The sequence below is a fragment of the Halorubrum sp. B53 genome (assembly GCF_059752395.1).
Window position 1 is genome coordinate 308,394 of sequence record NZ_MWTH01000012.1, and the last position, 24,799, is coordinate 333,192.

At 68.3% G+C, this 24,799-nt stretch carries 23 protein-coding genes; 12 read left to right on the forward strand and 11 right to left on the reverse strand.

The window, feature by feature from the left end:
- The first annotated feature begins 160 nt into the window (after window positions 1-160).
- The 4 genes from tnpA to B4V06_RS10750 all read left to right on the forward strand — a co-directional run bounded on the left by tnpA (window position 161) and on the right by B4V06_RS10750 (window position 3,740).
- Complete coding sequence (tnpA, locus tag B4V06_RS10735) at window positions 161-565, forward strand: IS200/IS605 family transposase (RefSeq protein ID WP_123113889.1); 405 nt, start codon at window positions 161-163, stop codon at window positions 563-565.
- A 1-nt stretch (window position 566) separates the two neighbouring features.
- Window positions 567-1,808 carry an RNA-guided endonuclease InsQ/TnpB family protein gene (locus B4V06_RS10740; RefSeq protein ID WP_123113890.1) on the forward strand — a complete coding sequence of 414 codons (1,242 nt, stop codon included), beginning with the start codon at window positions 567-569 and terminating at the stop codon, window positions 1,806-1,808.
- 182 nt (window positions 1,809-1,990) lie between these two features.
- A complete protein-coding gene (locus tag B4V06_RS10745) occupies window positions 1,991-3,007 on the forward strand; it encodes an NAD-dependent epimerase/dehydratase family protein (protein WP_123113891.1) in 1,017 nt (338 codons plus the stop codon).
- 373 nt (window positions 3,008-3,380) lie between these two features.
- Window positions 3,381-3,740, forward strand: a complete 360-nt coding sequence (locus B4V06_RS10750; RefSeq protein ID WP_148041763.1) for a hypothetical protein — start codon at window positions 3,381-3,383, stop codon at window positions 3,738-3,740.
- Window positions 3,741-4,026: 286 nt separating this feature from the next.
- On the opposite strand, the gene B4V06_RS10755 is transcribed toward B4V06_RS10750, so the two are convergent.
- Window positions 4,027-4,944: a DMT family transporter gene (locus tag B4V06_RS10755; RefSeq protein ID WP_498169775.1), complete on the reverse strand. Its 918-nt coding sequence runs from the start codon at window positions 4,942-4,944 to the stop codon at window positions 4,027-4,029.
- A gap of 355 nt (window positions 4,945-5,299) precedes the next feature.
- On the opposite strand from B4V06_RS10755, the gene B4V06_RS10760 reads away from it, so the two are divergent.
- The gene (locus B4V06_RS10760) at window positions 5,300-5,656 is read left to right on the forward strand and encodes a hypothetical protein (RefSeq protein WP_123113894.1); all 357 of its coding nucleotides are present in this window, start codon (window positions 5,300-5,302) and stop codon (window positions 5,654-5,656) included.
- 214 nt (window positions 5,657-5,870) lie between these two features.
- Here the strand turns inward: B4V06_RS10760 and B4V06_RS10765 are convergent, their stop codons facing one another.
- Window positions 5,871-6,329, reverse strand: a complete 459-nt coding sequence (locus B4V06_RS10765) for a DUF8743 domain-containing protein (RefSeq protein WP_123113895.1) — start codon at window positions 6,327-6,329, stop codon at window positions 5,871-5,873.
- A 61-nt stretch (window positions 6,330-6,390) separates the two neighbouring features.
- On the opposite strand from B4V06_RS10765, the gene B4V06_RS10770 reads away from it, so the two are divergent.
- Entirely contained in the window at window positions 6,391-7,509 is a 1,119-nt protein-coding gene (locus B4V06_RS10770; protein WP_498169778.1) for an ABC transporter ATP-binding protein, read from the forward strand.
- Window positions 7,506-8,360: an ABC transporter permease gene (locus tag B4V06_RS10775; protein ID WP_498169781.1), complete on the forward strand. Its 855-nt coding sequence runs from the start codon at window positions 7,506-7,508 to the stop codon at window positions 8,358-8,360. The genes B4V06_RS10770 and B4V06_RS10775 overlap by 4 nt, the downstream gene beginning before the upstream one ends.
- Window positions 8,361-8,446: 86 nt before the next feature.
- Here B4V06_RS10775 and B4V06_RS10780 read toward each other — a convergent pair whose 3' ends face one another.
- Both B4V06_RS10780 and B4V06_RS10785 read right to left on the reverse strand, forming a co-directional pair.
- Window positions 8,447-8,626, reverse strand: coding sequence for a hypothetical protein (locus tag B4V06_RS10780; RefSeq protein ID WP_498169783.1), 180 nt, complete (start codon window positions 8,624-8,626; stop codon window positions 8,447-8,449).
- Window positions 8,627-8,695: 69 nt separating this feature from the next.
- Window positions 8,696-9,145, reverse strand: a complete 450-nt coding sequence (locus B4V06_RS10785) for an acyl-CoA thioesterase (protein WP_123113899.1) — start codon at window positions 9,143-9,145, stop codon at window positions 8,696-8,698.
- A 252-nt stretch (window positions 9,146-9,397) separates the two neighbouring features.
- On the opposite strand from B4V06_RS10785, the gene B4V06_RS10790 reads away from it, so the two are divergent.
- The 4 genes from B4V06_RS10790 (at window position 9,398) to hisH (ending at window position 13,191) form a co-directional block, all read left to right on the forward strand.
- Window positions 9,398-10,969: a methyl-accepting chemotaxis protein gene (locus tag B4V06_RS10790; protein WP_498169785.1), complete on the forward strand. Its 1,572-nt coding sequence runs from the start codon at window positions 9,398-9,400 to the stop codon at window positions 10,967-10,969.
- Window positions 10,962-11,720: a G protein-coupled receptor family protein gene (locus B4V06_RS10795; RefSeq protein WP_123113901.1), complete on the forward strand. Its 759-nt coding sequence runs from the start codon at window positions 10,962-10,964 to the stop codon at window positions 11,718-11,720. Before B4V06_RS10790 ends, B4V06_RS10795 begins: the two co-directional genes overlap by 8 nt.
- 91 nt (window positions 11,721-11,811) lie before the next feature.
- Window positions 11,812-12,435, forward strand: coding sequence for a uracil-DNA glycosylase (locus B4V06_RS10800; RefSeq protein WP_123113902.1), 624 nt, complete (start codon window positions 11,812-11,814; stop codon window positions 12,433-12,435).
- A gap of 96 nt (window positions 12,436-12,531) precedes the next feature.
- Window positions 12,532-13,191, forward strand: coding sequence for an imidazole glycerol phosphate synthase subunit HisH (hisH, locus tag B4V06_RS10805; protein ID WP_498169790.1), 660 nt, complete (start codon window positions 12,532-12,534; stop codon window positions 13,189-13,191).
- A gap of 25 nt (window positions 13,192-13,216) precedes the next feature.
- Here the strand turns inward: hisH and B4V06_RS10810 are convergent, their stop codons facing one another.
- The 4 genes from B4V06_RS10810 to B4V06_RS10825 form a co-directional block, all read right to left on the reverse strand.
- Window positions 13,217-14,230 (reverse strand): aldo/keto reductase, encoded by a 1,014-nt coding sequence (locus tag B4V06_RS10810; RefSeq protein ID WP_123113904.1) that lies wholly within the window; start codon window positions 14,228-14,230, stop codon window positions 13,217-13,219.
- 117 nt (window positions 14,231-14,347) lie between these two features.
- Window positions 14,348-15,850, reverse strand: a complete 1,503-nt coding sequence (locus tag B4V06_RS10815) for a glycerate kinase type-2 family protein (protein WP_498169793.1) — start codon at window positions 15,848-15,850, stop codon at window positions 14,348-14,350.
- Between the two features lie 86 nt (window positions 15,851-15,936).
- Entirely contained in the window at window positions 15,937-16,521 is a 585-nt protein-coding gene (locus tag B4V06_RS10820; RefSeq protein ID WP_123113906.1) for an endonuclease dU, read from the reverse strand.
- A gap of 4 nt (window positions 16,522-16,525) precedes the next feature.
- Complete coding sequence (locus tag B4V06_RS10825; RefSeq protein ID WP_094522147.1) at window positions 16,526-16,708, reverse strand: DUF5786 family protein; 183 nt, start codon at window positions 16,706-16,708, stop codon at window positions 16,526-16,528.
- A gap of 179 nt (window positions 16,709-16,887) precedes the next feature.
- Here B4V06_RS10825 and B4V06_RS10830 point away from each other — a divergent pair, with 179 nt between their 5' ends.
- Entirely contained in the window at window positions 16,888-17,529 is a 642-nt protein-coding gene (locus B4V06_RS10830; protein WP_498169797.1) for an MBL fold metallo-hydrolase, read from the forward strand.
- 403 nt (window positions 17,530-17,932) lie between these two features.
- On the opposite strand, the gene B4V06_RS10835 is transcribed toward B4V06_RS10830, so the two are convergent.
- The 3 genes from B4V06_RS10835 to kynU all read right to left on the reverse strand — a co-directional run bounded on the left by B4V06_RS10835 (window position 17,933) and on the right by kynU (window position 24,764).
- Window positions 17,933-20,851: a DEAD/DEAH box helicase gene (locus B4V06_RS10835; RefSeq protein WP_498169800.1), complete on the reverse strand. Its 2,919-nt coding sequence runs from the start codon at window positions 20,849-20,851 to the stop codon at window positions 17,933-17,935.
- A gap of 166 nt (window positions 20,852-21,017) precedes the next feature.
- A complete protein-coding gene (locus B4V06_RS10840; RefSeq protein ID WP_498169803.1) occupies window positions 21,018-23,285 on the reverse strand; it encodes a PAS domain-containing protein in 2,268 nt (755 codons plus the stop codon).
- Between the two features lie 57 nt (window positions 23,286-23,342).
- Entirely contained in the window at window positions 23,343-24,764 is a 1,422-nt protein-coding gene (kynU, locus tag B4V06_RS10845) for a kynureninase (RefSeq protein WP_498169805.1), read from the reverse strand.
- Window positions 24,765-24,799: the final 35 nt, after the last annotated feature.

Consider the following 24,799-nt stretch of genomic DNA (forward strand, 5'->3'; position numbering starts at 1 on the left):
AGCGTCCCCAGAAATCGAAGATTTCTGGTGTGCGAACGAGACGCGGAGCGTCTCGTCAACGCCGTCATCATCTGTTTATACAGCGATACGGTTGCAAGCCCACAGCCCCACGTGGTCGTAATGGTTTTGTATTGGGGTACCGTATAATTGTACGAACCTAATGGAATACGACCTCGATTCGGGAGCGCACTCGACGTATTCCCTGCACTACCACCTGATACTCACTACGAAGTATCGGCGCGGAGTGCTAACCGAGGAGCGAACCCAATTCATTCGCGGGGTCATCAGCGGGTTCACGGACAACTACGGCGTCGAACTGACGAACCTCGACGGAGAGGACGACCACGTACACATCCTGTTCCGAGCGAAACCAACCACGGACCTCGTGAAGTTCATCAACACGGTCAAGGGCGCGACTGCTCGCCGTATCCGCAACGAGTACGCGGATAAACTGAAGACCGAACTGTGGGGCGACTCGTTCTGGAACGACTCCTACTGCCTCATCTCGACGGGGCAGGTGTCGTTGGATGTGCTGAAACAGTACGTCGAGGACCAACGCGAGTAGCATGTACTACGCCTACAAATATCGTCTCAAGCCGTCCGACGCCCACCGTGAGGAGTTGGACCGCCACCGAGACATTTGTAGGCAACTGTACAACCACACGCGCTACCGCCTCAACGAGTACCAAAACGAACACGGCGAACTGCCGTCCATGACCACCCTGCGGTCGGAGCTACCTGACCTCAAGAAATGGTGGGACGGTCTCTCGGACGTGTACTCGAAGGTGCTCCAAACCGTCGTAGAGCGTCTGTTCGACAACCTCAAAGGACTCTCCAAGCTCAAGGAGAACGGCTACGGCGTCGGTCAACTCAAATGGAAGCCACCGCGGGAGTTCCGCAGTTTCACGTACAGTCAGTCTGGCTTCAAGCTCGACAAGAAGGGCGGTCAGGCTGTCCTGTCACTCTCGAAACTCGCGGATATACCGATACGGCTCCACCGCGCCATCCCCGATGACGCGAAGCTCAAGCAAGTCACGGTCAAGAAGGAACTAACGGGCGAGTGGTTCGCCACGTTCGGCGTCGAAATGGACCACGAACTGCCCGACCCGCCCGAGACTCCCGAGAAGTGCGTCGGTATCGACGTGGGAATTCTCAAGTACGCCCATGACACCGACGGTACGGCTGTCGGGTCACTCGACCTCTCAGACGAGCGCGAACGCTTGGAACGCGAGCAACGGAAACTCTCGCGCAAACAGCATGGGTCGAACAACTACGAGAAGCAACGGCGACGAGTCGCGGAGTGTCACGCCGATCTCCGACGAAAGCGCCGCGACTTCTTACACAAGCTCTCGGCGTACTACGCTCGGGAATACGACCTCGTGGCGGTCGAAAACCTAAACGTGAAGGGGATGATGAAGTCGCCGTCGAACAGCCGCAACACGGCATCTGCCGCATGGGGGACGTTCCTCTCGTTGCTCGAATACAAGTGCAAGCGTGAGGGGACGCACTTCGTCGCGGTCAACCCGAAAGGGACGACCAAGGAGTGCGCGTCGTGCGGCGTCTCAACCGATAAGCCGTTGTGGGTCCGTGAACACTCCTGTCCCGCTTGCGGATTTGAGGCGGACAGGGACGCGAACGCGGCGTGGAACATTCTTTCTCGCGGCCTCGAAGATGTAGGAGTGGGACACTCCGAATCAACGCCTGTGGAGACTGCGCTCCCTGTGGATACGCCTGTATCTGCAAAGCGCGTCGTGAAAGCAGGAAGCCCTACCCTCAAGGAGCGAACCGCGTCAGCGGTGAGCGAGTAGGGTGGGGTAGTTCACCCAACACGGACGCTAACTCACGTTACCGAGAGCGTCTAAACGAGGCTCAGAGGATGCATATACCAAGGGATTACACTAGAGGTGAGGGGTGAAATAGCTGAACCTACATGCTCGAAAAGAGTGGCCCACCCAAACCTATATTAAGAATCATTATATATTTTTACTTTATGAAATACTTTGTCACTGGTGGTACCGGGTTTATTGGGACTAATCTCGTGGAGATCCTCGTGAACGATGGGCATGAAGTAGTTGTGCTTACCCGTGACCTCACTAAGGCAGAACATCTACCAGAACCCGTTGAAATAATTGAGGGGGACATTACAGATAAACAGAGTATGCGCGACGCCATGGACGGCGTCGATGGAGTGTTTCATCTGGCTGCTTGGTTCCAAATCGGGCCTGGACCATGGAATGCTGAGAAGGCCGAACGCATCAACGTCGATGGGACCCGTAATGTTCTCGAATTGATGAACGAACTGGACGTGCCAAAGGGCCTCTACGTGAGCACCGTCGGAGTCTACGGGAATACGGGCGGCGAGTACGTCACCGAATCGTACCGGTCTCCAAACAACTTTAGTTCGGTGTATCAGCGAACGAAGTGGCAGGCACATTACGAGGTGGCGGAGCCGATGATTGAAGACGGACTGCCGCTCGTAATAGCCTCTCTCGGAGCGATTTTCGGACCGGGAGACAAGGATTACGGTGGCACTCCACGGACTGGCTTTACTGGTTACCTCAAACAAGAACTCCCGATGATACCGAACGATTTCGTCCTCCCGTTCGACTACGTCGAGGACACGGCCGCGAACATCAAACGAGCGATGGACGAGGGCGAACAGGGGGAAGAGTACATTATTGCGAGCGAACCGCGGAACTTCGTCGATGTCCTTGATCTCGCGGAACGACTCACAGGAATTCCGGCTCCGCGGGCGGTGCCCGGGAAGATATTTCAGTTAATGAGTTACGGGGTGACAGGACTGGAGTCTCTCACTCGTCCACCGGAAGGGTTTGAAAGCGAGCTGCTCGGCTTTTTCGCCACTGGTGGAGTGCTCGTCGATAACTCGAAGGCCAAACGCGAACTCGGAATCGACCATCGGCCTTTTGAAGAATCATTACGGCTATACCTCGAATGGGAGATTGAACAACAGGGCCTAGATCAAAAGATCACCGGAGAAATCGCCTGAAAACCACGGGCAGGAGTTTCTTGATTTGTTTTATACATCCTACCTCAGTATCTGATTTTGAAATGATCGGACTGCCGACCTCCGCTAGGTGAACAGGTATATTCACCCTCAATCCTCTCCAGTCGGTCGTGTAAGATACGCGCCCTCTATTCAGCACGTGCTGCCGCAATCACTCCAGTTCTGTCAGTATTGCCTGACCGATACAGAGGGTGTAGTCAGCACGGGAACTGTGTTATTTTCTTCACATGGATCCTAAATCAGCCGGTAGAATGTGCCTGCGAACGGAGCGGTTACGATAGTATTCCGCCACCGGAGTACCGTCCAGTGAAGTGTGAAGCAAAACAGATTAGTGATGCGTTTTGAACTGGCTTGTATGCCCTCCACTAGGCGACAGATGCTCGTCCCCGTTGGAGCGTCTCTTTTGGGAGTTGCCGGATGTCTAGGGTTGGGAGATCCGAATTTGGTGATCAACAACGAGTTGAACCAGAGGATAACTGCAAACATCGATATTACCAGGATGTCGGATATGCGGGTGGTGATGCGTACTGGTCGCTCGATTGGAGCCGAAGAAACGACGAAGCTCTCGTATCCGTTTGAGGAACCTGGCGAGTATCGAATTCAAATTACCGCTCAGGAGGCGACTGTTGGCGGAGAAACGACCGTCTTTGTCGATGAATCCGCTGTTATCCACGCCACTCTCGATCCCGACGGAGTGTCGTTTGAAACCCGATAACGCTTACCCCACTATCGCCCTTGGAGTCGTGTGTACTCCCGATACGGAGCGATACTTGACTTCGCTGTACTGACCGATCACTCTCTCCCGGAGATTGGTATCGGCTCGTGCCACATTCGCACCCTGTAACTACCACGCCGGACGATTGAAAACTGGGAGATTTCTCGTGGCGATTTTGCGCTCTGTATTCCGCGCGAATGGAGGTGGTGTCGCCGTTGGGGGGTTCAACAAAGCCAACCGAGTAGCAGACGATCGCCGCGAGGCCGGCGGATGCTGGTCGAGCCAGTTAGTCGCCGGTCGCTGGTGCGGCTTCGTCGATAAGCGCATCGCGAATGGCGTCGCGTTTGACGAGCGCGAAGCCGACGGCGATGACGAGGAAGCCGAGGATGGTGGTCGCTGCGAGACGTTCGTCGAGGAAGAGCCATCCGGTTATGGCGGCGAACACGGGGGCGACGTACCCGAAGAGGTTGACCTCGACGGGACCGAGGCGGTCTAAGAGCGTGTAGTAGAGGAGGTAGCCGACGACGCCAGCGGCGAGCACGAGGAACCCGAACGCGATGAGTACGTCCGTGGTGAGTGCGACGGTCTGGGGTTCGCCGCGGGCGAGGCTGGCGGCGTGGAGGACGGGACCGCCGACGAGCATCATCCAGCCCTGGCGGGCGGCGACGCCGAGCGTGGGGGTTTCGCGGCGGAGGGCGACGGCGGCGAGCGCGAACACGACCGCGCTCGCGGTCAGGAGTGCGACGCCGAGCGGGTCGGGTGGCTGTATGTCGGTGGGGCCGGGGACGACAAGGATGCTGGTGCCGACGAGACCGAGGAGGATACCGAGGACGCGCGTGGGCGTCGGGCGGGCGGTGTCAAGGGCGACGACGGCGAACGCGACGCTCCAGATGGGGACGGTAGCGAGGACGACCGCGCCGACGGCCCCAGAGACCATGGTCTGGCCGACGAAGAGGAGGCCGTTGTGGACAGCGATCATGCCGACACCACCGATCAGGATAGTCGTGGCGTCGGCGCTGGTGGGGCGGACCTGTTGGCTGCGGGCGAGTGCGTACCCGAGGACGACCACGCCGATAGCGTCGAACCGGAGTGCGGCCATCAGCAGCGGCTCGACGCCCGCTTTCGCGGCGCGTATGGCGGGATAGGAGGCGCCCCAGAGGGCGGCGAGCGCGAGGAACCCGAGGGCGTTCTCGTAGCGCTTCACGTGCCGACGCAGGCGACCACACAGAATAGCTTTTGCGTGGTGAGAACGCCCAACACGATCCGGGTCGTCACGATACCCGGTAACAGTTCAGCTCCGGGGGTAGTCTGGCAAGTGTCTTCTGCCCGATTCGCGCCCTCTACTCAGCACGTGCTGCCGCAATCACTCCAGTTCTGTCAGTAATTGCCTGACCGATACAGAGAGTGCAGTCAGCGCAGCGGCTTCGTTTCTTTCAGATACTTTCAGCTGAATTAGCTGCTCAGTGTGGCTGCGTATCTACTACTGCAATCGCGGTGTTCAGTCTCTATCCAAATTGAGAACACCCATTTTTTAATATATCGTGGAGAACGTCAGTTGCATGCCCTCCCTGAAACGTGTCCATCTTGTAGCAGCATTCGTCTTGCTTGGTGTCACTGCGTTCCTTTACTCGGTGATTATCACCCAAGAACTCCTTCTCGGCACGGGCGTTGCGATCGCGTCCTTCGTCGTCGCAATATTCGCGTACTACGGAGGTACCAACCGAAAGACAGCCACTCGCGCAACGATCACCGTCACACTCATTTACGGCGTTTTCACTCTCCAGCTTCCTATTGCTGTCATCGCGGCCTGCGTCGTCTACCTCACCGTGTGGCTGACCGGCTCGGACAGTCCACTCGACGCACCTGACACGCAGGTCTTCCCGGTCGAATCGACGGCTACCAACGAATCCGACTAGAGCAAGTGAACCGGACGATCTATGGGTCCCTTGAGGCGATCAGTCGCCGATTCTTGGTACGTGGTTTGTTCAGTGAGTCACCCAAACTGACCGCACTGAACAGCCTCGAACCGACCGAGTCATCGTGTAAGACTCGCGCGCTGTATTCAGCGACGCCGCTCTAACCTATCAGTCACAGCGGATCGTAACGCAACCCGCGATCTCGACCGGCCAGTCAGGTCTCGGATCGGTCGCAGAGCCCGGACAGCGTCGCCGCCTCGCGGAGGTCGTCGACCGTGCAGTACCAGGCCCCCCGCACCCCGTTCGCGTCGTTCTCGACCGGCGAGTCGAGCGGGACCAGTTCCCCGAACTCGAAGACGACGACGACCCGCTCCTCGGAGAAGGGGTCGATAAGCGCCTCCCAGTCGGTTTCGTCCATGGGGCCGGGCTCGCCGCGGGTCTGCTCTGCCCGGTCGACGACGCGGGCGTAGTGGGTGACCGCCGACACCGGCGCGGTCCGGTAAAAGGCCATGTAGTCGAAGTCGACGCGGGTGCGGTCGTACGACCGCGGCGCGGGGTAGAACCCCTCGCGGCAGCGCTCGAACGTGTCCGGTCGCGTCGCGACGACGCAGACCCGCGCGTCGTCAGGGGCGTCGTCGGTCGGCGCGTCGGCGGCGAATCGGTCGAGGTCCATCGCGTGCGGTGCGGTAGCCGCCGGACGCGGATATATCCGCGCTCGGCACGTACCGGCGGTAATGGCACGCAGCGCGGCGAGCGACCGCGACCCGCCCCGCGAGCGCGACGGGTCCCGCCCCGACGATTCGGCGGATCCCTCTCCGGCGGCGCTCGCGATCGAGGGCGTTTCGAAGCGGTTCGGCGACGGCGCGGAGTCGGTGCTCGCGGTCGACGACGTGAGCCTGACCGTCGAGCGCGGCTCGATCGTCGGCCTCCTCGGCCCGAACGGGGCCGGCAAGACGACCCTGATCAAGTGCGCGCTCGGAATCGTCCTCCCCGACGCCGGCTCGGTCCGGGTGTTCGGCACGGACGTGGGCGACGGCCGTCGGGCGGCGTACGCCGACGTCGACGCAATGCTGGAGGGCGCGCGCAACGACTACTGGCGGCTGACCGTCCGCGAGAACCTGCGGTACTTCGCGACGATCGCCGGCGTCGACCCGGACTCGGTCCGGGCCCGGCACGACAGGCTGCTCGACCGGCTCGAACTGACGGAGAAGGCCGACACCCCGGTCCGGGAGCTCTCGCGGGGGATGAAACAGAAGGTGTCGCTGGCGAGCGTGCTCGCGGGCGGCGCGGAGCTCGTCTTCCTCGACGAGCCGACGCTCGGACTCGACGTCGAGAGCTCCCGGACGCTCCGCCGGGAGCTCCGCCGGCTCGCGCGCGAGGAGGGGCTCACCATCGTCCTCAGCAGCCACGACATGGGCGTCATCGAGGACGTCTGCGACCGCGTCGTGATGATGGCGAACGGCCGGATCGTCGCCGACGACGCCGTCGGGGCGCTCCTCTCCGGGACCGACCGCGACGCCGTCCGCGTCGTCAGCGCCGACATCGACGACGCGGTCGTCGCCCGCCTCCGGGAGCGGTTCGACGTGCGGGGAGTCGAGACGGGGCTCGGCGCGGTCGGCCGCGACGGGCCGGGCTCGACGGCCGTCGAGGTCGCCGCCGCGGGCGACGCCCTCTACGACCTCATGGACGCGCTCCGCGAGGCGGGTGTCACGGTGGAGGACATCGGGACCGTTCGCCCCGAGCTGGAGGACGTGTTCGTCGATCTCACCGGGATGGAGGCGGGCGGGAGCGACGCGGGCGACGCGGGCGAGGCCGGTCCCGCGACCGCCGACTCTCGGGGGCGGTCGCCGTGAACCGCGACGGCTCGGCCGCTTCCGACGGTGGGAGCGCTCCGGCGTCGGCCGCCGTCGACTCCGCCGACGAGCCGCGGCCCGCCACCTACTACCACCTCGCGCGGGCCGTCCTCTACCGCGAGTACCTCATCTTCGTCCGGTACCCGGCGAACGCGATCGGGGGGATCGTCGTCGCGCTGTTCTTCTTCGGCGTTCTCTTCTACGGCGGGCAGCTGCTGGCCGGACAGGCGCTGACGGATTCGCTGTCGGGGATCATCGTCGGCTACTTCCTGTGGACGCTGTCGGTCGGCGCCTACTCGTCGGTGTCGAACGACATCGGCAGCGAGGTGCAGTGGGGGACCTTAGAGCGGCACATCACCACGCCGTTCGGCTTCGCGCCGGTCGCCCTCCTGAAGGGGGTCGCGAAGGTGGTCCGGACGTTCCTCACGAGCGCGGTGATCCTCGCCGTCATGCTGCTGCTCACCGGGACCCGACTCAGCCTCGACCCGCTCACCGTCGTCCCCGTCGCGGGGCTCGCGATCACCTCGGTGCTCGGGCTCGGCTTCGCGGCCGGCGGCGTGACGGTGCTGTACAAGCGGATCGGCAACTGGCTGAACCTGCTGCAGTTCGGCTTCGTCGCCCTGATCTCGGCGCCCGTCCTCGACGCGCCGTGGACCCGGTTCCTCCCCCTTGCCCACGGGAGCGCGATGCTCCAGCGCGCGATGGTCGACGGCGTCCGACTGTGGGAGTTCGGCCTCGGCGACCTCGGCCTCCTCGTCGCCGTCGCGGTCGGCTACCTGCTCGGCGGCTACGTGGTCTTCCACTACGCGACGCGTCGGGCGCGGCGGCTCGGCGTGCTCGGGGATTACTGACCCGCGGGTCGCACCGAGGCTCGTCGCGCTCGACGGGCCGTCAGGGCCCGGGTGACGGAGCCGGTGGGACGCCGTCGAGGAGCGGTCTACCCGAGCCCGTCACTGCTGTCCGCCGTCACCACGACGTAGATCAGCGCTACCGGGATCGCCGCGCCGAGCGCGCCGGTCGGGATCAGCGTCGTGGACGCGCCGACCGTGACCAACAGCCCGATCGCGACGCCGGCCGCCGCGGCGCCCGCGAGGAGGACTTCGACGGTTCTCCGCATATCCGATCGATGACACCGAGTTCACATGGGCGTGTCGCTCCCGGCCTCCGGAGCAAGACCGCGCTTCGCCTACCGCTCCTCCTCCGGCTCGGCCGCGAGCGCCTCGTCGCGAAGCTCGCGGCAGCGCTCGCCCGCGACCTCCAGTTCGGGGACCGGCGTCGGGCTCCCGTCGGCGTCGACGGCGACGAACACGAAGTACGACTCCGTCGTCAGCTCCCGCTCGCCCGTGCGCGGCGACTCGCGGAACGCGCGGATCCGCGTGCGGAGGCTCGTCCGGCCGACCGCGTACACGTACGACTCGACGATGCAGGTGTCGCCCTGCGGCACCGGTCGCTTGAAGTCGAGCCCGTTGATCTTGGCCGTGACGCACGTCTCGCCGGCGGCGCGCATCGCCGACATCGCGCCGATCTCGTCCATCCACTTGACGACGTTGCCCCCGTGGGCCGACTCGTAGTTGTTCGTGTGAGTCGGCTGGACCCGCTGGCGGTTCTCGATGTAGGTGTCGCTGACGCTGGGCATGGTCGTGGGTGGCGCGGTCGCGGGAAAAACACCGGCCCTCGGTCCGACCGGCTCCCCCGACGGGGGGCCCGGAATTCCATCCCGTCCGCCTCGCTCGCTTCGCCTCGTTCGTCTCGCCCGCCTCTCTCGCCTGCCCCACCTGCCTCGCCCCGCCTCGCCTACCTCGCCCGCCTACCCGACCGGCCGAATTATCAGAACGTGTAATTTGGCCTTTACTCCTAAATAGGGCAGTTTTCTCCGGCCGAACAACAGATGCTGAACTCGATCACCACGCGGTACGGCCGACGCGTCGGGGCGGCCGTGCTCTTGACCCTGGCGGCGACGCTGGGCTTCGTCGCGCTCTTCGTGGCCCACGTCGCGACGACCGGCACGGCGGCGGCCGCGACCGCGGCGCTGATCTCGGTCGGGGTCGTCGTCACGCTGAATCTCGGACTGCTCGGAATCGTCCTGATCGGTAACGTCGCCGTCGAGCTCCGGCGGCTGACGGAGACGGCCGAGGCGGTCGGCCGCGGCGACTTCGACGCCCGCGCCACCTCCGACCGGGGCGACGAGATCGGTCGGCTGTTCGCCGCCTTCGACGACACCCGGCGGTCGCTCCGGGACGCCGTCGCCGAGTCCGAACGCGCCGAGGCGGAGGCGGAGGCGGCCCGCCGGGAGGCGGAGGCGATGTCGGACGCGCTCTTGGACCGCGCCGAGACGATCGGCGGCGCCATGGAACGGGCGGCCGACGGCGACCTCTCGCGGCGACTCCCCGAGGAGAGCGAGGTCGACGCGATCGAGCGCATCACCGCCGCCTACAACGAGATGACGGGCGGGCTCTCGGAGACGGTCGACGACATCCAGTCGTTCGCGAGCGACGTGGAGTCCACCAGCGAGGAGATGGCGACGCGCGCCGACGAGGTCGCCGGCATGAACGAGGAGGTGGCCGCCGAGATGCGGGCGCTGGCCGACGAGCTGGACGAGCAGACCGACCGGCTGCGCGAGACGGCCAGGGACACCGACGACTTCTCGGCGACCGTCGAGGAGATCGCGTCGACGACCGACGAGGTGGCGGGCGACGCGACCGCCGCCGCCGAGCTCGGGACGCGGGGCGAGGAGCGCGCGACCGAGGCGGTCGAGGCGATCGTCGCGATCGGCGACCTGCTGGCGGAGCTGGACGACCTCGTGGCCGGGCTCGACGACCGGATGGACGGGGTCGCGGAGACGACCGACGTGATCTCTGACATCGCCGAGCAGACGAACATCCTCGCGCTGAACGCGTCGATCGAGGCGTCGCGGGCGGGCGAGGACGGCGACGGGTTCGCGGTCGTCGCCGACGAGGTGAAGGGCCTCGCCGAGGAGACCCGCGAGTCGACGACCGAGATCGAAGCGACCATCGCCGAGGTGACCGAGGACGTCTCCGCGGTCGCCGGCGAGATGGACCGGACGATGGGGGAGCTCGACGAGACGACCGCGGCGGTCCGCGCGGCCGGCGACGCGATCGAGGAGCTCACCGGGACCGTCGAGGACGTGGACGTGGCGATGGGCGACATCGCGCGGGCGACCGACGAGGGCGCGGAGGGGATCGAGTCCGTCGCGGCGCGCGTCGAGTCGGTCCACGCCTCGGCCACCGACGCCGCGGACCGCGCGCGGTCGCTCGCGGAGACCGCGGACGACACCGCCGAGACCGTCGGCGACCTCGCCGAGACGGCGACGGCGCTCTCGGAGCGGACCGCGTCGCTCTCCCAGCGGCTCGACCAGTTCGAGACGCGGCGGGACGAGGGCGCCGGACCGGCGGCCGAGCCGGGCGCCGCCGCCGACGCGGAGGTGACGGCCGATGATTGAGCCGTCCGCGGTTCGGTTCGCGTCCGCGGGGATCTACGCCGTCTCCGCCGTCGTCCTGCTCGCGCTCGCGCGCCGCAAGCCGCCGGCCCTGCGCCGGTACTGTTACCCGTTCGTCGCCGTCGTCGCGGCCGCGGCCGTCGGCATCGGGCTGTGGGGCGCCGGTATCGGAACGTTCTCGGTCGCGAACGGCACGCTGGAGGGCGGACAGGTGCTCACCGACTACGTGGCGTACCCGTTCCTGTTCGGGTTCGCGGCGTTCGTGGCGGGGACGAGCCGGCGGTACGTCGGCGCCGTGGTCGCCCTCATCGTCGCGATGCGGGTCGGCTACGACGTCGCCGAGGTGTTCGCGGGGCCCCTCGCGCTGGCGGGCACCGGGACCATCCTCGTCGGCTACGTCGCGCTGGTCTGGCTCTACTTCGGGCCGATCGCGGGCGCGGCGTCGCGCCAGCCGCCGGCCCGCGAGCTGTTCTACAAGAAGACCCGGAACCTCGTACTGTTCGCCTTCGGGGTCCTCATCGCGTGGGCGATGTTCCAGATCGCCGGGCTGCTCGACGCGTTCACCGGCACGGTGACGCTGGAGTACCTCGACCTGCTCCTGCGCGTCGGCTTCGCGGGCTTCGCGTTCGCGAACGTGGAGACGCTGGCGGCGGGCGAGAGCTCGGAGACGAGCGGCGGCTCGGTGCCGGACGGCGACGTCGGGGCGGCACCGACCGAATCTGGGCCGAACGCGGCGACGTCGGGCGCGGACTGACGTCCCGTCCGGCGCGGATCGGGCGGTCGGACGCCCGTCCCGTGCGGGCCGGGCGGACGGACTTATGTCGCCGCCGCCCGGATCGGATCGCATGACCGAGAACGCGGACGCGCTCGACGCCGAGCTCCGGGTGCCGTCCTGCGAGCGCTGCCCGGCGCTCGTCGAGTCGCGGAGTCAGATCGTCGACGGCGTCGGGCCGACCGACGCCGACCTCCTGTTCGTCGGTGAGGGGCCGGGCGCGAACGAGGACGAGCAGGGCGAGCCGTTCGTCGGGCGGTCGGGGGACGTGCTCGACGAGGCGCTACGGGACGCCGGCCTCGCGCGGGCGGACGTGCGCATCACCAACTGCGTGCGGTGCCGCCCCCCGGACAACCGCGACCCGACGACCGAGGAGCTGGCGAACTGCCGCGGCCACCTCGAAAGCGAGATCGACCGCCTGGACCCCGAACTGATCGTGACGCTGGGGAAAGTGCCGAGCGAGCACCTGCTCGACCGGTCGGTGGCGATCACGTCGGAGTCGGGCGCAGTCGTCGACGCCCGGATCGCGGGCGCGTCGCGGCGCGTCCTCCTCTCGGTCCACCCGGCGGCGACGCTGTACGACCGGAGCCAGCGCGACGGCTTCTTCGAGACGATCGCCCGAGCGAGCGAGCTGAGCGGGGTCGGGAGCCGAGGGGAAGACGGCGGCGACGGTCAGTCCCGGCTCGGCGAGTACTGACCCGGTCGCGGGCACGCCCTCCGTGGCCCGCTCGCGCCGTCGCCCGCCGACTGTCGCAAGGGAAACCGACTTTTCCGTCCCCCTCGGAGGGGACGTATGAGCACCTTCGAGCCGCCCGCGGAGACGCTGGCGGACGTCGTTCTGGTCGACTACGGGCTCGGGAACCTCCGGTCGGCGACCCGCGGGCTGGAGCGCGCGGGCGCGTCGGTCGAGATCACCGACGACCCCGAGGCGTTCGCGGCCGCCGACGGCGTCGTCCTCCCCGGCGTGGGCGCGTTCCGCGAGGGGATGGAGAACGCCGGCCCGCTGCGCGAGGCGCTGACGGACCACGCCGAGGCGGGCCGCCCCCTCTTCGGGATCTGCCTCGGGATGCAGATGCTGCTCACGTCCAGCGAGGAGGCCGACCACGAGGGGGAAGGCGAGGTGACCGGGCTCGATCTGGTCCCCGGCACCAACGTCCGGTTCGACGTCGACCGGAAAGTCCCGCACATGGGGTGGAACGAGCTCGAGGTCGAGCGCGACCACCCGATCGTCGAGGGAGTAGCGGGGGAGTACGCCTACTTCGTCCACTCGTACTACGCCGCGCCCGACGATCCGGGCGCGGTCGTCGCCACCGCCGACTACGGGGTCGACTTTCCCGCGGTCGTCGCCAACGACGCCGGCAACGTGTTCGGCACGCAGTTCCACCCCGAGAAGAGCGGGGAGACGGGGCTCAAAATTCTGCGGAACTTCGTCGAGTACTGCGCGGACCGGTAGAGTCGGAGTGGACCGACGCCGCGCCTTATAACTCGTCGTACGGCCCGGGCTTCGCGGCGGTGAGACGCTCGACCTGCTCGTCGGAGAGGTCGATCGACGCGGCCGCGAGGTTCTCCGCGAGCTGGTCGACGGTGCGCGCGCCGACGATGGGCGCCGTGACGCCGTCGCGGTGCGCGAGCCACGCGAGCGCGGTCTGGGCGGGCGAGGCGTCGACCTCGTCGGCGACGGCGTCGAGCTCGTCGTGGACGGCGAAGTTCTCCTCGGTGAGGTACGCCGCTTGGAAGCGACTCGACTCCGCGGCCCTCGACTCCTCCGGGAGGTCCTCGTCGCGGTCGTACTTCCCGGTCAGGAACCCCTGCCCGAGCGGGCTCCACGGGGAGACGGCGAGGTTCCGCTGGCGGGCGAACTCCAGGTAGTCCCCCTCGACCTCGCGGTCGACGAGGTTGTAGCGCGGCTGCAGCACCGTGAACGGCTCCCAGCCCTCGCTCCGGGCGATGGCGTTGGCGCGGGCGACCTTCCACGCGTTCGGGCGGAGCGTCGAGGCGCCGATGTAGTGGACCTTCCCGGACTCGACGAGCCCGTTGAGGGTCTTCATCAGCTCGCGGGCCGGCGTCTCGTCGTCCCAGCGGTGGATGTAGAGGACGTCGAGGTAGTCGGTGTCGAGCCGGTCTAAGAGGGCGTCGACGCGGTGGCGGACGTTCTTGCGGTTCGTCCCGCGGCTGTTCGGGTCGCCGTCGCGGATCTGCCAGTACACCTTCGAGGCGATCGTGTAGCGCTCGCGGTCGCGGTCGGCGAGCCAGTCGCCGATCCACCGCTCGCAGTCGCCGCCCCCGTACACGTCGGCGGTGTCGACGTACCGGCCGCCGGCGGCCTCGTAGGCGTCGAGCAGCTCGCGGGCGCGCGCCTCGTCGATCTCCACGTTCCCCGCCTCGGTCACGCGGCCGAACCGCCACGTGCCGAGCTGGAGCTCGCTCGTCCGGAGCCCGGTCCGGCCGAGCGGGACGGTGCCGAGGTCGATATCGTCGAGTTCGGGCGTCATCTCTCGGATCGTTGTCCCGGGCGCCGCAAAAACGTACAGCAACCGAATGCGACGCGTGAACGCCCCGCACGTCGATGTCGCGATATTCACGTCGAACGCGTCGCTCCGCGGTCCCGGTCACTCCCCGTCGGCCGCCTCGATCACGATCGCGCGCAGGTCGTTGACGTTCGTCCCGGTCGGGCCGGTGCGGAGCAGCGCGTCCGCCTCGTCGAGTAGGGGGTAGACGTCGTGTCGGTCGAGCGCGTCGCGGGCGGCGTCCGGGTCCAGCGTGGTCGCGTCCGCGATCCCGCCCGCGGCGTCGGTGGGGCCGTCGATCCCGTCGGTGTCGGCGCTCGCGACGACGATCCGGGGCGCGGTCTCCCCTTCGTCGTCCTCTCTCCCGTCGCCCCCGCCGAGCGGCCCCCCCGCCAGCGCGAGGCCGGCGCTCGCCGCGAACTCGGCGTTCGGCCCGCCAGTCCCCTCCGCGTCGCCGAGCGTCACCGTCGTCTCCCCGCCCGAGAGCAGCACGGCGGGCGGCTCGGCCGGCGACCCGCGGGCCGCGCACTCCTCGGCGATCGCGGCGTGGGTGGTCCCGGCGCCCCGGGCCTCGCCTCGGACCCCAGCGGCGAGCGCTAGGGGTTCGTATCCGCGCTCGGCGGCGGCCTCCGCGGCGGCGTCCAGCGCCGTCCGCCCGTTGCCGACGACGAACGACCGCGCGCGGTCGAACGCCGGGTCGCCCGCGGTCGGCGTCTCCGCGAGCTCGCCCGCTGCCCCCGCCTGCAGACGATCGCGCACGGAGTCCGGGACGGCGAGGTCGTAGCGGTCCAGCACCGCCAGCGCGTCCGCGTAGGTCGAGGGGTCGGGGACGGTCGGGCCGCTCGCGATAATATCGAGGGGATCGCCGATCACGTCGCTGATCGCGAGCGTAACGACGGTCGCGGGGGCCGCCGTCCGCGCGAGCCGGCCGCCCTTCACCGCCGAGCAGTGTTTGCGGACCGCGTTGATCTCGTCGATCGACGCGCCGCAGGCGAGCAGCGCGTCGGTCAGCTCGCGGAGGTCGTCCGGGGAGATCGGGTCGGCGGGCGCCGCCAGCAGCGCGCTCCCTCCCCCCGTGATCGCGGCGAGCACGAGGTCGTCCGGGCCGGCGCGCTCGGCCAGATCGAGCACGCGCCGCGCGCTCTCGACGCCGGCGTCGCTCGGGACCGGGTGGTCGCCGGGGAGGACCTCGACTCCCGCCGTCGACGGTCGGGTCTCGGGGTCCTCGGTCACGACGACGCCCTCGGCGATCTCGCGGTCGCTGTCGGCGAGCACCCCGGCGAGCGCGGCGGCGACCTCGGCTGACGCCTTGCCCGCTCCGAGCAGGACCACGCGGTCGTAGTCGGCGAGGTCGTACTCGCCGACGCCACCGCCGTTCCCGCCGTCCGAACCGGTCTCGGCCCCCTCGATCCGGAGGGTGCCGTCGCGCACGGAGACGGCGCTCTCGATTAGTCGGTCCGGGCGCGCGGCCGCGATCCCGGCCGCGAGACAGTCGAGGGCGACGCCATGGGCCGGCGTCCGGACGAGTCGATCGCGGTCGCGGAACGTCACGCCGGGCGCGGGGTCGTCCGAGTCGCCGCCGTCCGACGAGGAGTCGTCGCTCATGCGGAGGCGGTCGGCCGCGGGCGATATATATCCACGGGGGGCGTCTCGCGGTCCCCCCGCGCCGCCGCGGCCGCGCCCCCGGCCCGCTACTCCCTCGCGGTCGCCTCGCGGTGCGCGCTCGCCGCGATCGCGGCGAGCCGGAGCGGCTCGGGCCGGCGGAACCCCTCCCGGACCAGCTCGCGGACGGCGGCCGCCGCGCGGTCGTCGCCGATGCCGACCGCGCGGACGAAGAGGGGGTCGCCCGCGCGCTCCTCGTCAGACTCCCCGTCGCGCTCGACCCGAACGCGCGGCGGGAGCGAGCGGTAGACGTCGAGACGGCGGTCGAGGGCGTCGCCGTCGAACGCCTCGCGGAGCGCGGGTCCGAGCCCGGGGCTCGGCTCGTAGCTCACGGCGTAGACGGGCCGATCGAGGGCCTCGTGAAGCCGGTGGAGGTCGAGGAGGTTGAACCACGCCGGGGCGATCCCGGCGCAGGCGACGTGGCGGACGTCCTCGCGGTCGAGCGCGTCGAAGAGGGCGATCGCGGCGTCGGTCGCGTCGGTGCCGCCGACGGCGCAGCGCTCGAAGGCGAGCCCGTCGAGGGTCCCGTCGGATCTGACCACGGCGCCGGCTAGCCGGCTGATTCGGTCGCCGTCAGAGAAAGCGATCCCGAGCGTCCGGCTCGGCGCCGTCACCCCGTCAGTTCTCCTCGGACTTGATCTCCTGGAGCCGGTCGAGGAGCTCGTCGTTGGAGGCGCCGGGCTCGTAGTCGACGGAGCCCTCGTGTACCTCCTCGGCCGCTCGGACTCCGTCCTCGTCGTCGAAATCCGCGTCCAGGTCTTGGTTCTCCTGTTCGGATTCGTCGTAGCTTCCGAAGCCCATATGTATCTGATACTAACAGAGCGTAACGGATAAATCCCCTGCCGGGATCAGGCCCGGGGGCGACGGCGGCGTCTCCGTCCCGTCTCGCCGCGAGCGGGGCGTCCCGTCTCGCCGCGAGCGGGGCGTCCCGTCTCGCCGCGGCGTACACGTTTTTACGCCGCGACCGCCCTCGTGTGGGTATGGAGCCGATCACCGTCACTGCCGACGCGGAGGAGTTCACCTGCAACGCGTACCTCGTGCCCGGCGAGGCGCCGACGCTGGTCGACGCCGGCACGATGCCGGGCGTCGACGACGTCATCGCCGACGCGCTCGACGACGCCGGCGTCGACGGGCTGGACCGGGTCGTGTTGACCCACCAGCACCACGACCACGTCGGCGAGCTCGACGCGGTGCTCGACCGGTTCGACGCGACGCTCTACGCGAACGCCGCGCACCCGCGACGCGACGTGGGGATCGTCGACGGCGACGAGATCCTCGTCGGCGACGAGCCCTGCGAGGTCGTCGAGAGCCCCGGTCACGCCGACGACCACGTCGCCCTGGTGGGCGAGGAGCGGATCTACTCCGGCGACGTGGTCGTGTACAACGACGGCGCCTTCAACGACGGGTCCTTCGGCCGCACCGACATGGCGGGCCAGTCGCGCGAGGACCTGATCGAGAGCCTCCACACCATCCTCAACGTCCTCCCGGACACCGTGGAGGCGATGTACCCCGGCCACGGCGACGTCTACCGCGCGAGCGACGGCCCCGACACGGTCCGCGAGGTCATCGAGCGCGCGACCGAGCGCGCCGAGCGCCGCGAGCCGAAGTACCCGGACGAATAGGGGGCGAATCGGCTATCGACGGCGGCGACTACTTATAAATAGATGTGCGGTGGCGCGCGCCTCCGAGTGGCCGCCCACGGCGGCCACGAGGAGCGCGTGCGAGGGACGCCGCGAGCGATGCGGGCGACCGAAGGGAGCCCCGAGCGAGCGGCGAGGCTGGGGAGGCGTGAGGTGCGGTGCTGTGCGGGGCGGGACTCAAAGGGGCAGCCGCGAGGACGACGCACGGCGCAGTAAGCACCGAAGGGAGCGAGCACCGTGAGCGACTGAGGAGCGCAGCAAGCCGCGCGAGTCGTCGCGGCTGGGGCTTTGGAGGTGTTCGCCGTCGATCTGCGAACGACTACTTATAAATGGCTGACCACCTCACGGTTCCACTTATAAATATCTCCCACACCCGAATCTCGATCTAGTCCCAGAACGACTGCGTCCGCGCGTACTCACGCTCCTGTCGGAGCACGTCGCGGTAGAACTCGTCTTCGTCCTCGCGCAGCTTGTTGATGATCCGCGCGGCGTTGTGCGGCCCCACCCCGCGCGCCGCCAGTGCGATCACGGCGCGCTTCCCGTGCGTCTGGACGAGGCTCGCCGCCCGATGCGCCCGCTCCGTCCGCCGCTCCTGCTCCTCGTCCTTCTCGCTCGCGCGGACCGCCGCGACGGTCTCGTCGTCCCACGGGTTCAGCGCGGCGACGCGGGTCGAACCGCAGTCGGGGCACTCCGGCTGGTCGCGGACGCGCCGCACCTTCGTCGTGCGCCGCCAGTCGGCGCAGTGGAGACAGAACAGGATCACCCGGTCGTTCCGAATGCGCTCGCGGATCGTCTCGATCACGTCGGCGTCGGCGTTCTCCGGGACGAGGAACTCGGTCCCCGCGGAGCGGCCGGCGGTCCCCAGCGGCGTGCGCTCGCGGGCGATCTCCACGCCCAACGACCCGTCCTGGATCTGCTCCAAGAGCTCTGCCGTCTCCGCGACCGCGAGGTCGGCGTGGAACACCTCGCGGAGCGCCTCGTCGTAGACGGGCGTCCCCTCCAGCGCCGCGAGCAGGCGGTCGCCGCCGAACCGCCCCTTCCCCTCGCGGTAGCGCTTGACGGCGCCGAACTTCGCGGCGACCTGCGCGAGCGTGAACTTGAGCGCGTCCGACTTCTTCAGGGCGAGCTCGAGGTACGCCTCCAGCCGGTCGGGGTCGGTCGTCTCCAACACCTCGCGGAAGGTCCCGGGGTCGACCCCGTGGGGGACCTCGAACTCGATCCGGTACGGGTCGACGTCCATCCCGACCGACGAGCCCGCCTGCTGGCCGACGAGCGCCGCGAGGAGGCGCGCGAGCGTCTCGTTGACCTCGTGGCCGAAGGCCGCGTTGACCGCGACGGTGCGGGCGCTCCCCTCGATCACGACCCGGCGGTCCGTCGGGACCGGATGGCCGGCGTCGACGTGGTCGACGACCGGTTGCAGGGCGCTCGCGATCGTCCGCTCGTCGGCGGGGTACCGCTCGGCGAGGTCGGCCGCGACGGCCTCGGGGGTCGATCCCGCCGCGAGCGCCTCGGCGGCCTCGCCCCGAATTCGCCCGACCTCCTCGGCGACGGGCTTCGGGACCGGGATCTCCTGGCCGATCCACGAGGGCACCTCGCCCGCGGGGTCGGCGATCGGCGTGACGTTCACGCGCTCCTCCTCCTCGTCGACCTCGGTGATGCGCCACATCTCGCCGCGCTGGATGAACGTCTCGCCCGGGCCGGCGAAGTTGACGACGAACCGCTCGTCGAGGGTGCCGATACCGCGCCGAGAGGACATGTCGTACACCTCGTAGGTGGACTCGTCGGGGATCATCGAGAGATTCGCGTAGAAGTACTGCCACGTCCCCCCGGACTTCTCGAGGGTGTCCGACTCCTCGTCGAGCCACAGCAGGCGGTTGCCGTCGAGCTCCCGGACGATCTCCTGGAACTCCGGCTCCGAGAGGTCCCGGAACGGGTAGGCGTTCGTGACGACCTCGTACGCCTCGCGGGCGTGGACCTCCCCCTCGTCCATCACGACGCCGACGATCTGGTTCGCGACGGTGTCGAGGCTGCCGTGGTGGATCGCCGCCGGCTCGACGAGTTCGGCGTCGGCGCGCCGGGCGATCGCGAGCGCCTCCAGCGTGTCGTCGCCGCCCTGCGTCACGACGGTCCCCTCGGAGACGAGGTCGCGGCGGTGCCCCGCGCGCCCGACGCGCTGGAGCAGCCGGGCGACCTCCCGCGGGCTCCCGTACTGGACCACATGGTCGACCCGCCCCACGTCGATGCCGAGCTCCATCGAGGAGGTGCAGACGAGCCCGTCGAGCTCCCCCGCCTTGAACCGGTCCTCGACGTCGATCCGCACGTCCTTCGAGAGCGACCCGTGGTGGACCTCGATCTCGGTGGGGTCGGTGAGTCCCTCGTCTTTCTCCTCCCGCTCCGCGAGCGCCTTGAACCGCGAGCCGAGCGCCTCCGCGGTCTGTCGCGTGTTGACGAAGATCAGGGTCGAGTCGTGATTCGCGACGATCTCCCGGATCGTCCGGACGTGGCTCGCGGTCGTCTCGTCGACCGCCAGCTCGCCGGCGAGGGTCGTATCTCGGTCCGTAATTTCGGGGTCGAGCACGCGAACGTCGGTGCGCGTCCCCGCGGCGACCTCGACGATCTCGAACTCGCGGTCGCCCTCGCGGTTCGGGTCGCGCGTCCCGCTCCCGACGAGGAACCGCCCGACCTCCTCCGGCGTCCCCACGGTCGCGGAGAGCCCGACCCGCTGGAACGGCCCCGCCACGCGCCGGAGGCGTTCGAGCCCGACCGTCAGCTGGGCGCCGCGCTTCGCGGAGGCCAGCTCGTGGACCTCGTCGATCACGACGTGCGCCACGTCCTCCAAGGCGAGCCGCATCTTCGAGCCCGTCAGGATCGCCTGCAGGCTCTCCGGCGTCGTGATGAGCACGTCGGGCGGGTCGTCGGCCTGCTTCGACCGCTCGTACTGCGTGGTGTCGCCGTGGCGTACCGCGACCTCGACGCCGAGTCGGTCGCCCCACCACTCCAGCCGGTCCATCATGTCGCGGTTGAGCGCGCGGAGGGGCGTGATGTAGAGCGCGGAGATCCCCTCGCGGGGCTGGTCCCCGGGTGCATCGCGGGCGCCGACGATCGCGTCGAAGACGGGGAGCATCGCGGTCTCCGTCTTTCCGGTCCCCGTCGGCGCGAGGACGAGGGCGTTCTTCCCGGCCGCGAGCGGCGGGATCGCCTCGCGCTGCGGCTCCGTCGGCGTGGAAAAGCCCTGTTCGGAGAGCGCCGACCGGACCTCGCTCCCGAGGTGCGCGAACGCGTCCATGCCCGACGGTTCCGCCATTAGCTGATCGTCGGACGTTGGGCGCTCGGGCGATTAAGCCCGTCGCTGTGCGAGGTCTGCGTGACAGGCTAGCGTCGCCACCGACAGGTCAGCACTGCCCGTGACAGGCCAGCACTGCCCCCGACACGTCGGCGCCGCCCGCGTCCGCGGTGAGACCCCCGTCCCCTCAGTCGGCGAGGGGCAGTTCGACGACGAACACGCTGCCCGTCGGCTCGTTGTCCTCGACCCAGACGTCGCCCCCGTACTTGTCGACGAGCGTCTTGACGAGGTAGAGCCCGACCCCCGTCCCGCCGCTCTCGAGGCCCTTCTCGCCTTCTTGGAAGATCTGTTCTTTGTGTTTATCCTCGATCCCGGGACCGTTGTCGGCGATCGACACGCGCACCGCGTCGTCCGTGAGGCGGGTCGAAACCGCGATCTCGGCCACGTCCTTGTCGTTGTGGACGACCGCGTTCGTCAGCAGGTTCCGGAACACCGACTCCAACAGGTCGTCAGCCCACACCGTCACGTCGGGGACGTCCCCGTCGACGGAGACCGTCGCCCGGTCCCGATCCGTGCGAACCTTCTCGATCTGCCCGGAGAGTTCGTCGCGGAGGCTCACCGGGTTCCGGCCGCTGCCGACCTGTAGCAGCACGTCGGTGACGTCCTTGGCCGTTTCCGTGATCTCCGTCGCCTGCTTCGCCGCCTCGATGACCGTCCGCGCGTACGTCCGGCTCTGGTCGTCGGGCAGCGAGTCCTCGAGCAGTTCGGTGTACGACTCGACGACCATCAGCTGGTTCCGAATGTCGTGGCGAACGACCTGGTTGAGTAGGGTGAGGCTGTCCCGCTGCTGCTCGAGCGTCCGCTCGTACTCCTTGAGTTCGGTCACGTCGCGGGCGTATCCCAAGACGGCGTCTTCCCCCGTCTCCGGAACCTTGTAGGGGATCTTCGTCGTCTGCAGGATGCGTGTTTCGCCGTCCGCCGTCGTCAGCGTCTCCTCCCCGATCGACCTCGGTTCGCCCGACTCGATCACCTCTAAGTCGTCCTGCCGGAACTCGGACGAGTCCTCGATGTCGGGGATGATATCGGCCTCCGAGCGCCCCTCGACCTCCTCTGGCGTCTTTCCGTACGCCTCCGCGGTCGCCTCGTTGGCCAGGAGGTACTCGCCGTCACGGTTCTTCACGAACACCAGGTCCGGCACGAGGTCGATGATCTTCCGAAGCTCTTCGCGGGTCGACTCGAGGGCGATCTCGTACTCCTTCCGCTCCGTGATGTCTTGGAACAGCCCTAACGCACCGACGACGTCTCCCGCGTCGTCGAACTGCGGATCGCCGATCGCCCTGACCCACCGGGTCTGCCCGGACGCCGTGACGATCCGCAGTTCGAGGTCGTACGACTCTCCCTCCTCGATCAGTCGGTCGACCGCGGTCTCGATGGCCGCCCGGTCGTCCGGGTGGTAGAACTCGATGGCCTCCTCCAGCTCGATCGGCTCCTCCACGGGCACCCCGTGGATGCGATACACCTCGTCGCTCCATGTGAGCGACTCGTCGACCAGGTCGACCTCCCACCAGCCGATCGACGCGCTCTCTTGGGTCCGCTCGATCAGCGCCCGCGTGCGTTCCAGGTCCTCCTCTCGCCGCTTCTGATCGTCGATGTCGAGGTGGATGCCGACCGCCCGCACCGGCTCCCCGTCCTCGTCGCGCTTGACGACCTTTCCCACGTCGCGGATCCACTTCCACTCGCCGGCCGCGGTACGCATCCGATGCTCCGTGTCGTAGTACGCGGTTTCCCCGGTGATGTGCTCCGACAGGGCGTCTTCGACCGGGCCGAGGTCGTCCGGGTGAACGCGCCGCTCCCACGCGTCGAGGTGCGGTTCGACCTCGTCGAGCGAGTGCCCCAGCATCTCCGCCCACTGCTCGTTGAACTCGACCTCGTCGGTGGTCATGTCCCAGTCCCAGATGCCGAGTTGGGCGCCTTCGACCGCGAGTTCGAGCCGGTCTTTGATCTGCTGGAGCGTCCGTTCCCGCTCTTTCTGTTCCGTGACGTCCCGAGCGACGCCGACGACCCGCGTCACCGACCCGTCCTCGATGACCGGGCTCAGTCTCGTCTGCCACTCCCTCCGTCCTCCGGGCAGCGCGAGCGACTCCCCGTACTCGATCGTCTCGCGGGTCTCGACGCAGCGACGGTAGTTCTCGGCGACCGACGCCCCCTGCTCGTCGCCCAGCAACTCCCGCGGCGTTTTGCCGCGTATCTCCTCGAGCGAGATCCCGGTGAGCCGTTGGTGTGAGGCGTTGGTCCGACTGAACCGGAAGTTGTAGGAGCCGCCCGCCTCCTCGACGTCGATCAGGAACACCGCGTCTTCCATCTCACAGAAGATCGTCTCGTAGATACCCCTGTCCGCGCCGTCGGCCACGGGGTCGGAACCGGACTCCACGGTCGGTTCCTGCCGCTCTCTCATACTCATCGATTAGACAGGTAGGGTTTAATCGGTGCCGATTCGGGGATCCCCCGTCGCCTACGTCACACCGCCCTCGCCCGTCGCGTACGCCTCGTGTGCCCCGGACTCGAGGATCGCCTCGATCTCGTCCACGACCGCTAACACGTCGGCGAAGGAGGTGTACGGCGCGGCCGGACACACCCGCACCACGTTCGGGGGCCGGAAGTCGACGACCACGCCCCGGTCGTTGAGCGCCGCGCTCAGCCGCTCCGCGTCGGGGTGTTCCAGGGCGACGTGGCCACCGCGGGAGGCGTGCTCTCGGGGCGTGCCGACAGCGACCTCGGGGAGGCGGTCGTCGACCAGGGCGATCAGGAAGTCGGTCAAGGCGAGCGACTTGGCGCGCAGGCGGTCGATCCCCGCCTCCCGCAGAAGCTCTACCGAGCCCTCGAGGGGCGCGGCCGACAGCAAGGGCGGCGTCCCGATCTGCCACGCGCCGGCCGAGTCGGCGGGGGTGTACGTCATGTTCATCTCGAACTGCGTCGCCTTCTCGTGGCCCCACCACCCGGCCAGGGCGGGCGTGAGCCCGTGGTGGCGCGCGGCGACGAACAGCGCGCCGACGGCGCCGGGGCCGGCGTTGAGGTATTTATACGTGCACCACACCGCGAAGTCGACGCCGGCCGCGTCGAACTGGTGGGGGACCGCCCCCGCGGAGTGGGCCGCGTCGAAACCGGCGTACGCGCCCGCCTCGTGGGCGGCCTCGGTAATCCGCTCGACGTCGAACAGCTGGCCGGAGCGGTACAGCGCGGTCGGCATGAAGACGATCCCGATATCGTCGTGCGCCGCCAGCGCGGCCTCGACGTCTCGGGGGTCGATCGTCCGCCCGTCGCGGCTCTCCACGACCCGGAGCTTCTCGTCCGGGTCGATCCCGCGCCCCCGGAGCTGCGCCCGGATCGCGTAGTGGTCGGAGGGGAAGTCGAGCTCGTTGACGAGGACGGCGGGCTCAACGCTCCGGTCCCACTCGCCGTCGGCCCGTGCCATCTCCTCCCGCTCCGGGCCGTTGCCCGCCAGCAGCTCGTCGAGGAAGGTGCCGACCAAGGTGTGGACGTTGACGGTGATCGAGTTGCCGACGACGACCTCCGCAGGATCGGCGCCGACGAGGGGCGCGAGCGCGTCGCCGAGGCGCTCGCCGACCGAGAACCAGGGCGGGTCGGCGTCGGTCCACCCCGCGATGAGCCGGTCGCGCCACTCGTCGACGACGCGGTCAAGGCTCGCGAGGGCGGCGTCGCTCGCGGGCCCGAGCGAGTTGCCGTCCATATATAAGACGCCGTCGGGCACGCGGTACCGGTCGGCGAACGCGGAGAGCGGGTCGGCGTCGTCGAGGCGGGCGGCGAGGACGGCGGGGTCGGAACCGGCGGAGTCGCCATCGTCGCCGTCGCTCGCGCCGCCGGCCAGCCCGTCGCCGTCGAGCGCGTCGCGGGCGGGGGCGTAGGGGTCGTCCATACGCGATCGGGTGTCGCCGCCGACTAATCGCTTCC

What these genes read in the sequence shown, in the direction of transcription:
- B4V06_RS10840 (WP_498169803.1), bottom strand. Translation starts at nt 23,285, where the DNA reads ATGAGAGAGCGGCAGGAACCGACCGTGGAGTCCGGTTCCGACCCCGTG.
- B4V06_RS10795 (WP_123113901.1), top strand. Translation starts at nt 10,962, where the DNA reads ATGATTGAGCCGTCCGCGGTTCGGTTCGCGTCCGCGGGGATCTACGCC.
- B4V06_RS10825 (WP_094522147.1), bottom strand. Translation starts at nt 16,708, where the DNA reads ATGGGCTTCGGAAGCTACGACGAATCCGAACAGGAGAACCAAGACCTG.
- B4V06_RS10835 (WP_498169800.1), bottom strand. Translation starts at nt 20,851, where the DNA reads ATGGCGGAACCGTCGGGCATGGACGCGTTCGCGCACCTCGGGAGCGAG.
- B4V06_RS10810 (WP_123113904.1), bottom strand. Translation starts at nt 14,230, where the DNA reads ATGACGCCCGAACTCGACGATATCGACCTCGGCACCGTCCCGCTCGGC.
- B4V06_RS10815 (WP_498169793.1), bottom strand. Translation starts at nt 15,850, where the DNA reads ATGAGCGACGACTCCTCGTCGGACGGCGGCGACTCGGACGACCCCGCG.
- B4V06_RS10785 (WP_123113899.1), bottom strand. Translation starts at nt 9,145, where the DNA reads ATGCCCAGCGTCAGCGACACCTACATCGAGAACCGCCAGCGGGTCCAG.
- B4V06_RS10830 (WP_498169797.1), top strand. Translation starts at nt 16,888, where the DNA reads ATGGAGCCGATCACCGTCACTGCCGACGCGGAGGAGTTCACCTGCAAC.
- B4V06_RS10750 (WP_148041763.1), top strand. Translation starts at nt 3,381, where the DNA reads ATGCCCTCCACTAGGCGACAGATGCTCGTCCCCGTTGGAGCGTCTCTT.
- B4V06_RS10800 (WP_123113902.1), top strand. Translation starts at nt 11,812, where the DNA reads ATGACCGAGAACGCGGACGCGCTCGACGCCGAGCTCCGGGTGCCGTCC.
- B4V06_RS10740 (WP_123113890.1), top strand. Translation starts at nt 567, where the DNA reads ATGTACTACGCCTACAAATATCGTCTCAAGCCGTCCGACGCCCACCGT.
- B4V06_RS10780 (WP_498169783.1), bottom strand. Translation starts at nt 8,626, where the DNA reads ATGCGGAGAACCGTCGAAGTCCTCCTCGCGGGCGCCGCGGCGGCCGGC.
- B4V06_RS10745 (WP_123113891.1), top strand. Translation starts at nt 1,991, where the DNA reads ATGAAATACTTTGTCACTGGTGGTACCGGGTTTATTGGGACTAATCTC.
- tnpA (WP_123113889.1), top strand. Translation starts at nt 161, where the DNA reads ATGGAATACGACCTCGATTCGGGAGCGCACTCGACGTATTCCCTGCAC.
- B4V06_RS10760 (WP_123113894.1), top strand. Translation starts at nt 5,300, where the DNA reads ATGCCCTCCCTGAAACGTGTCCATCTTGTAGCAGCATTCGTCTTGCTT.
- B4V06_RS10770 (WP_498169778.1), top strand. Translation starts at nt 6,391, where the DNA reads ATGGCACGCAGCGCGGCGAGCGACCGCGACCCGCCCCGCGAGCGCGAC.
- B4V06_RS10790 (WP_498169785.1), top strand. Translation starts at nt 9,398, where the DNA reads ATGCTGAACTCGATCACCACGCGGTACGGCCGACGCGTCGGGGCGGCC.
- kynU (WP_498169805.1), bottom strand. Translation starts at nt 24,764, where the DNA reads ATGGACGACCCCTACGCCCCCGCCCGCGACGCGCTCGACGGCGACGGG.
- hisH (WP_498169790.1), top strand. Translation starts at nt 12,532, where the DNA reads ATGAGCACCTTCGAGCCGCCCGCGGAGACGCTGGCGGACGTCGTTCTG.
- B4V06_RS10765 (WP_123113895.1), bottom strand. Translation starts at nt 6,329, where the DNA reads ATGGACCTCGACCGATTCGCCGCCGACGCGCCGACCGACGACGCCCCT.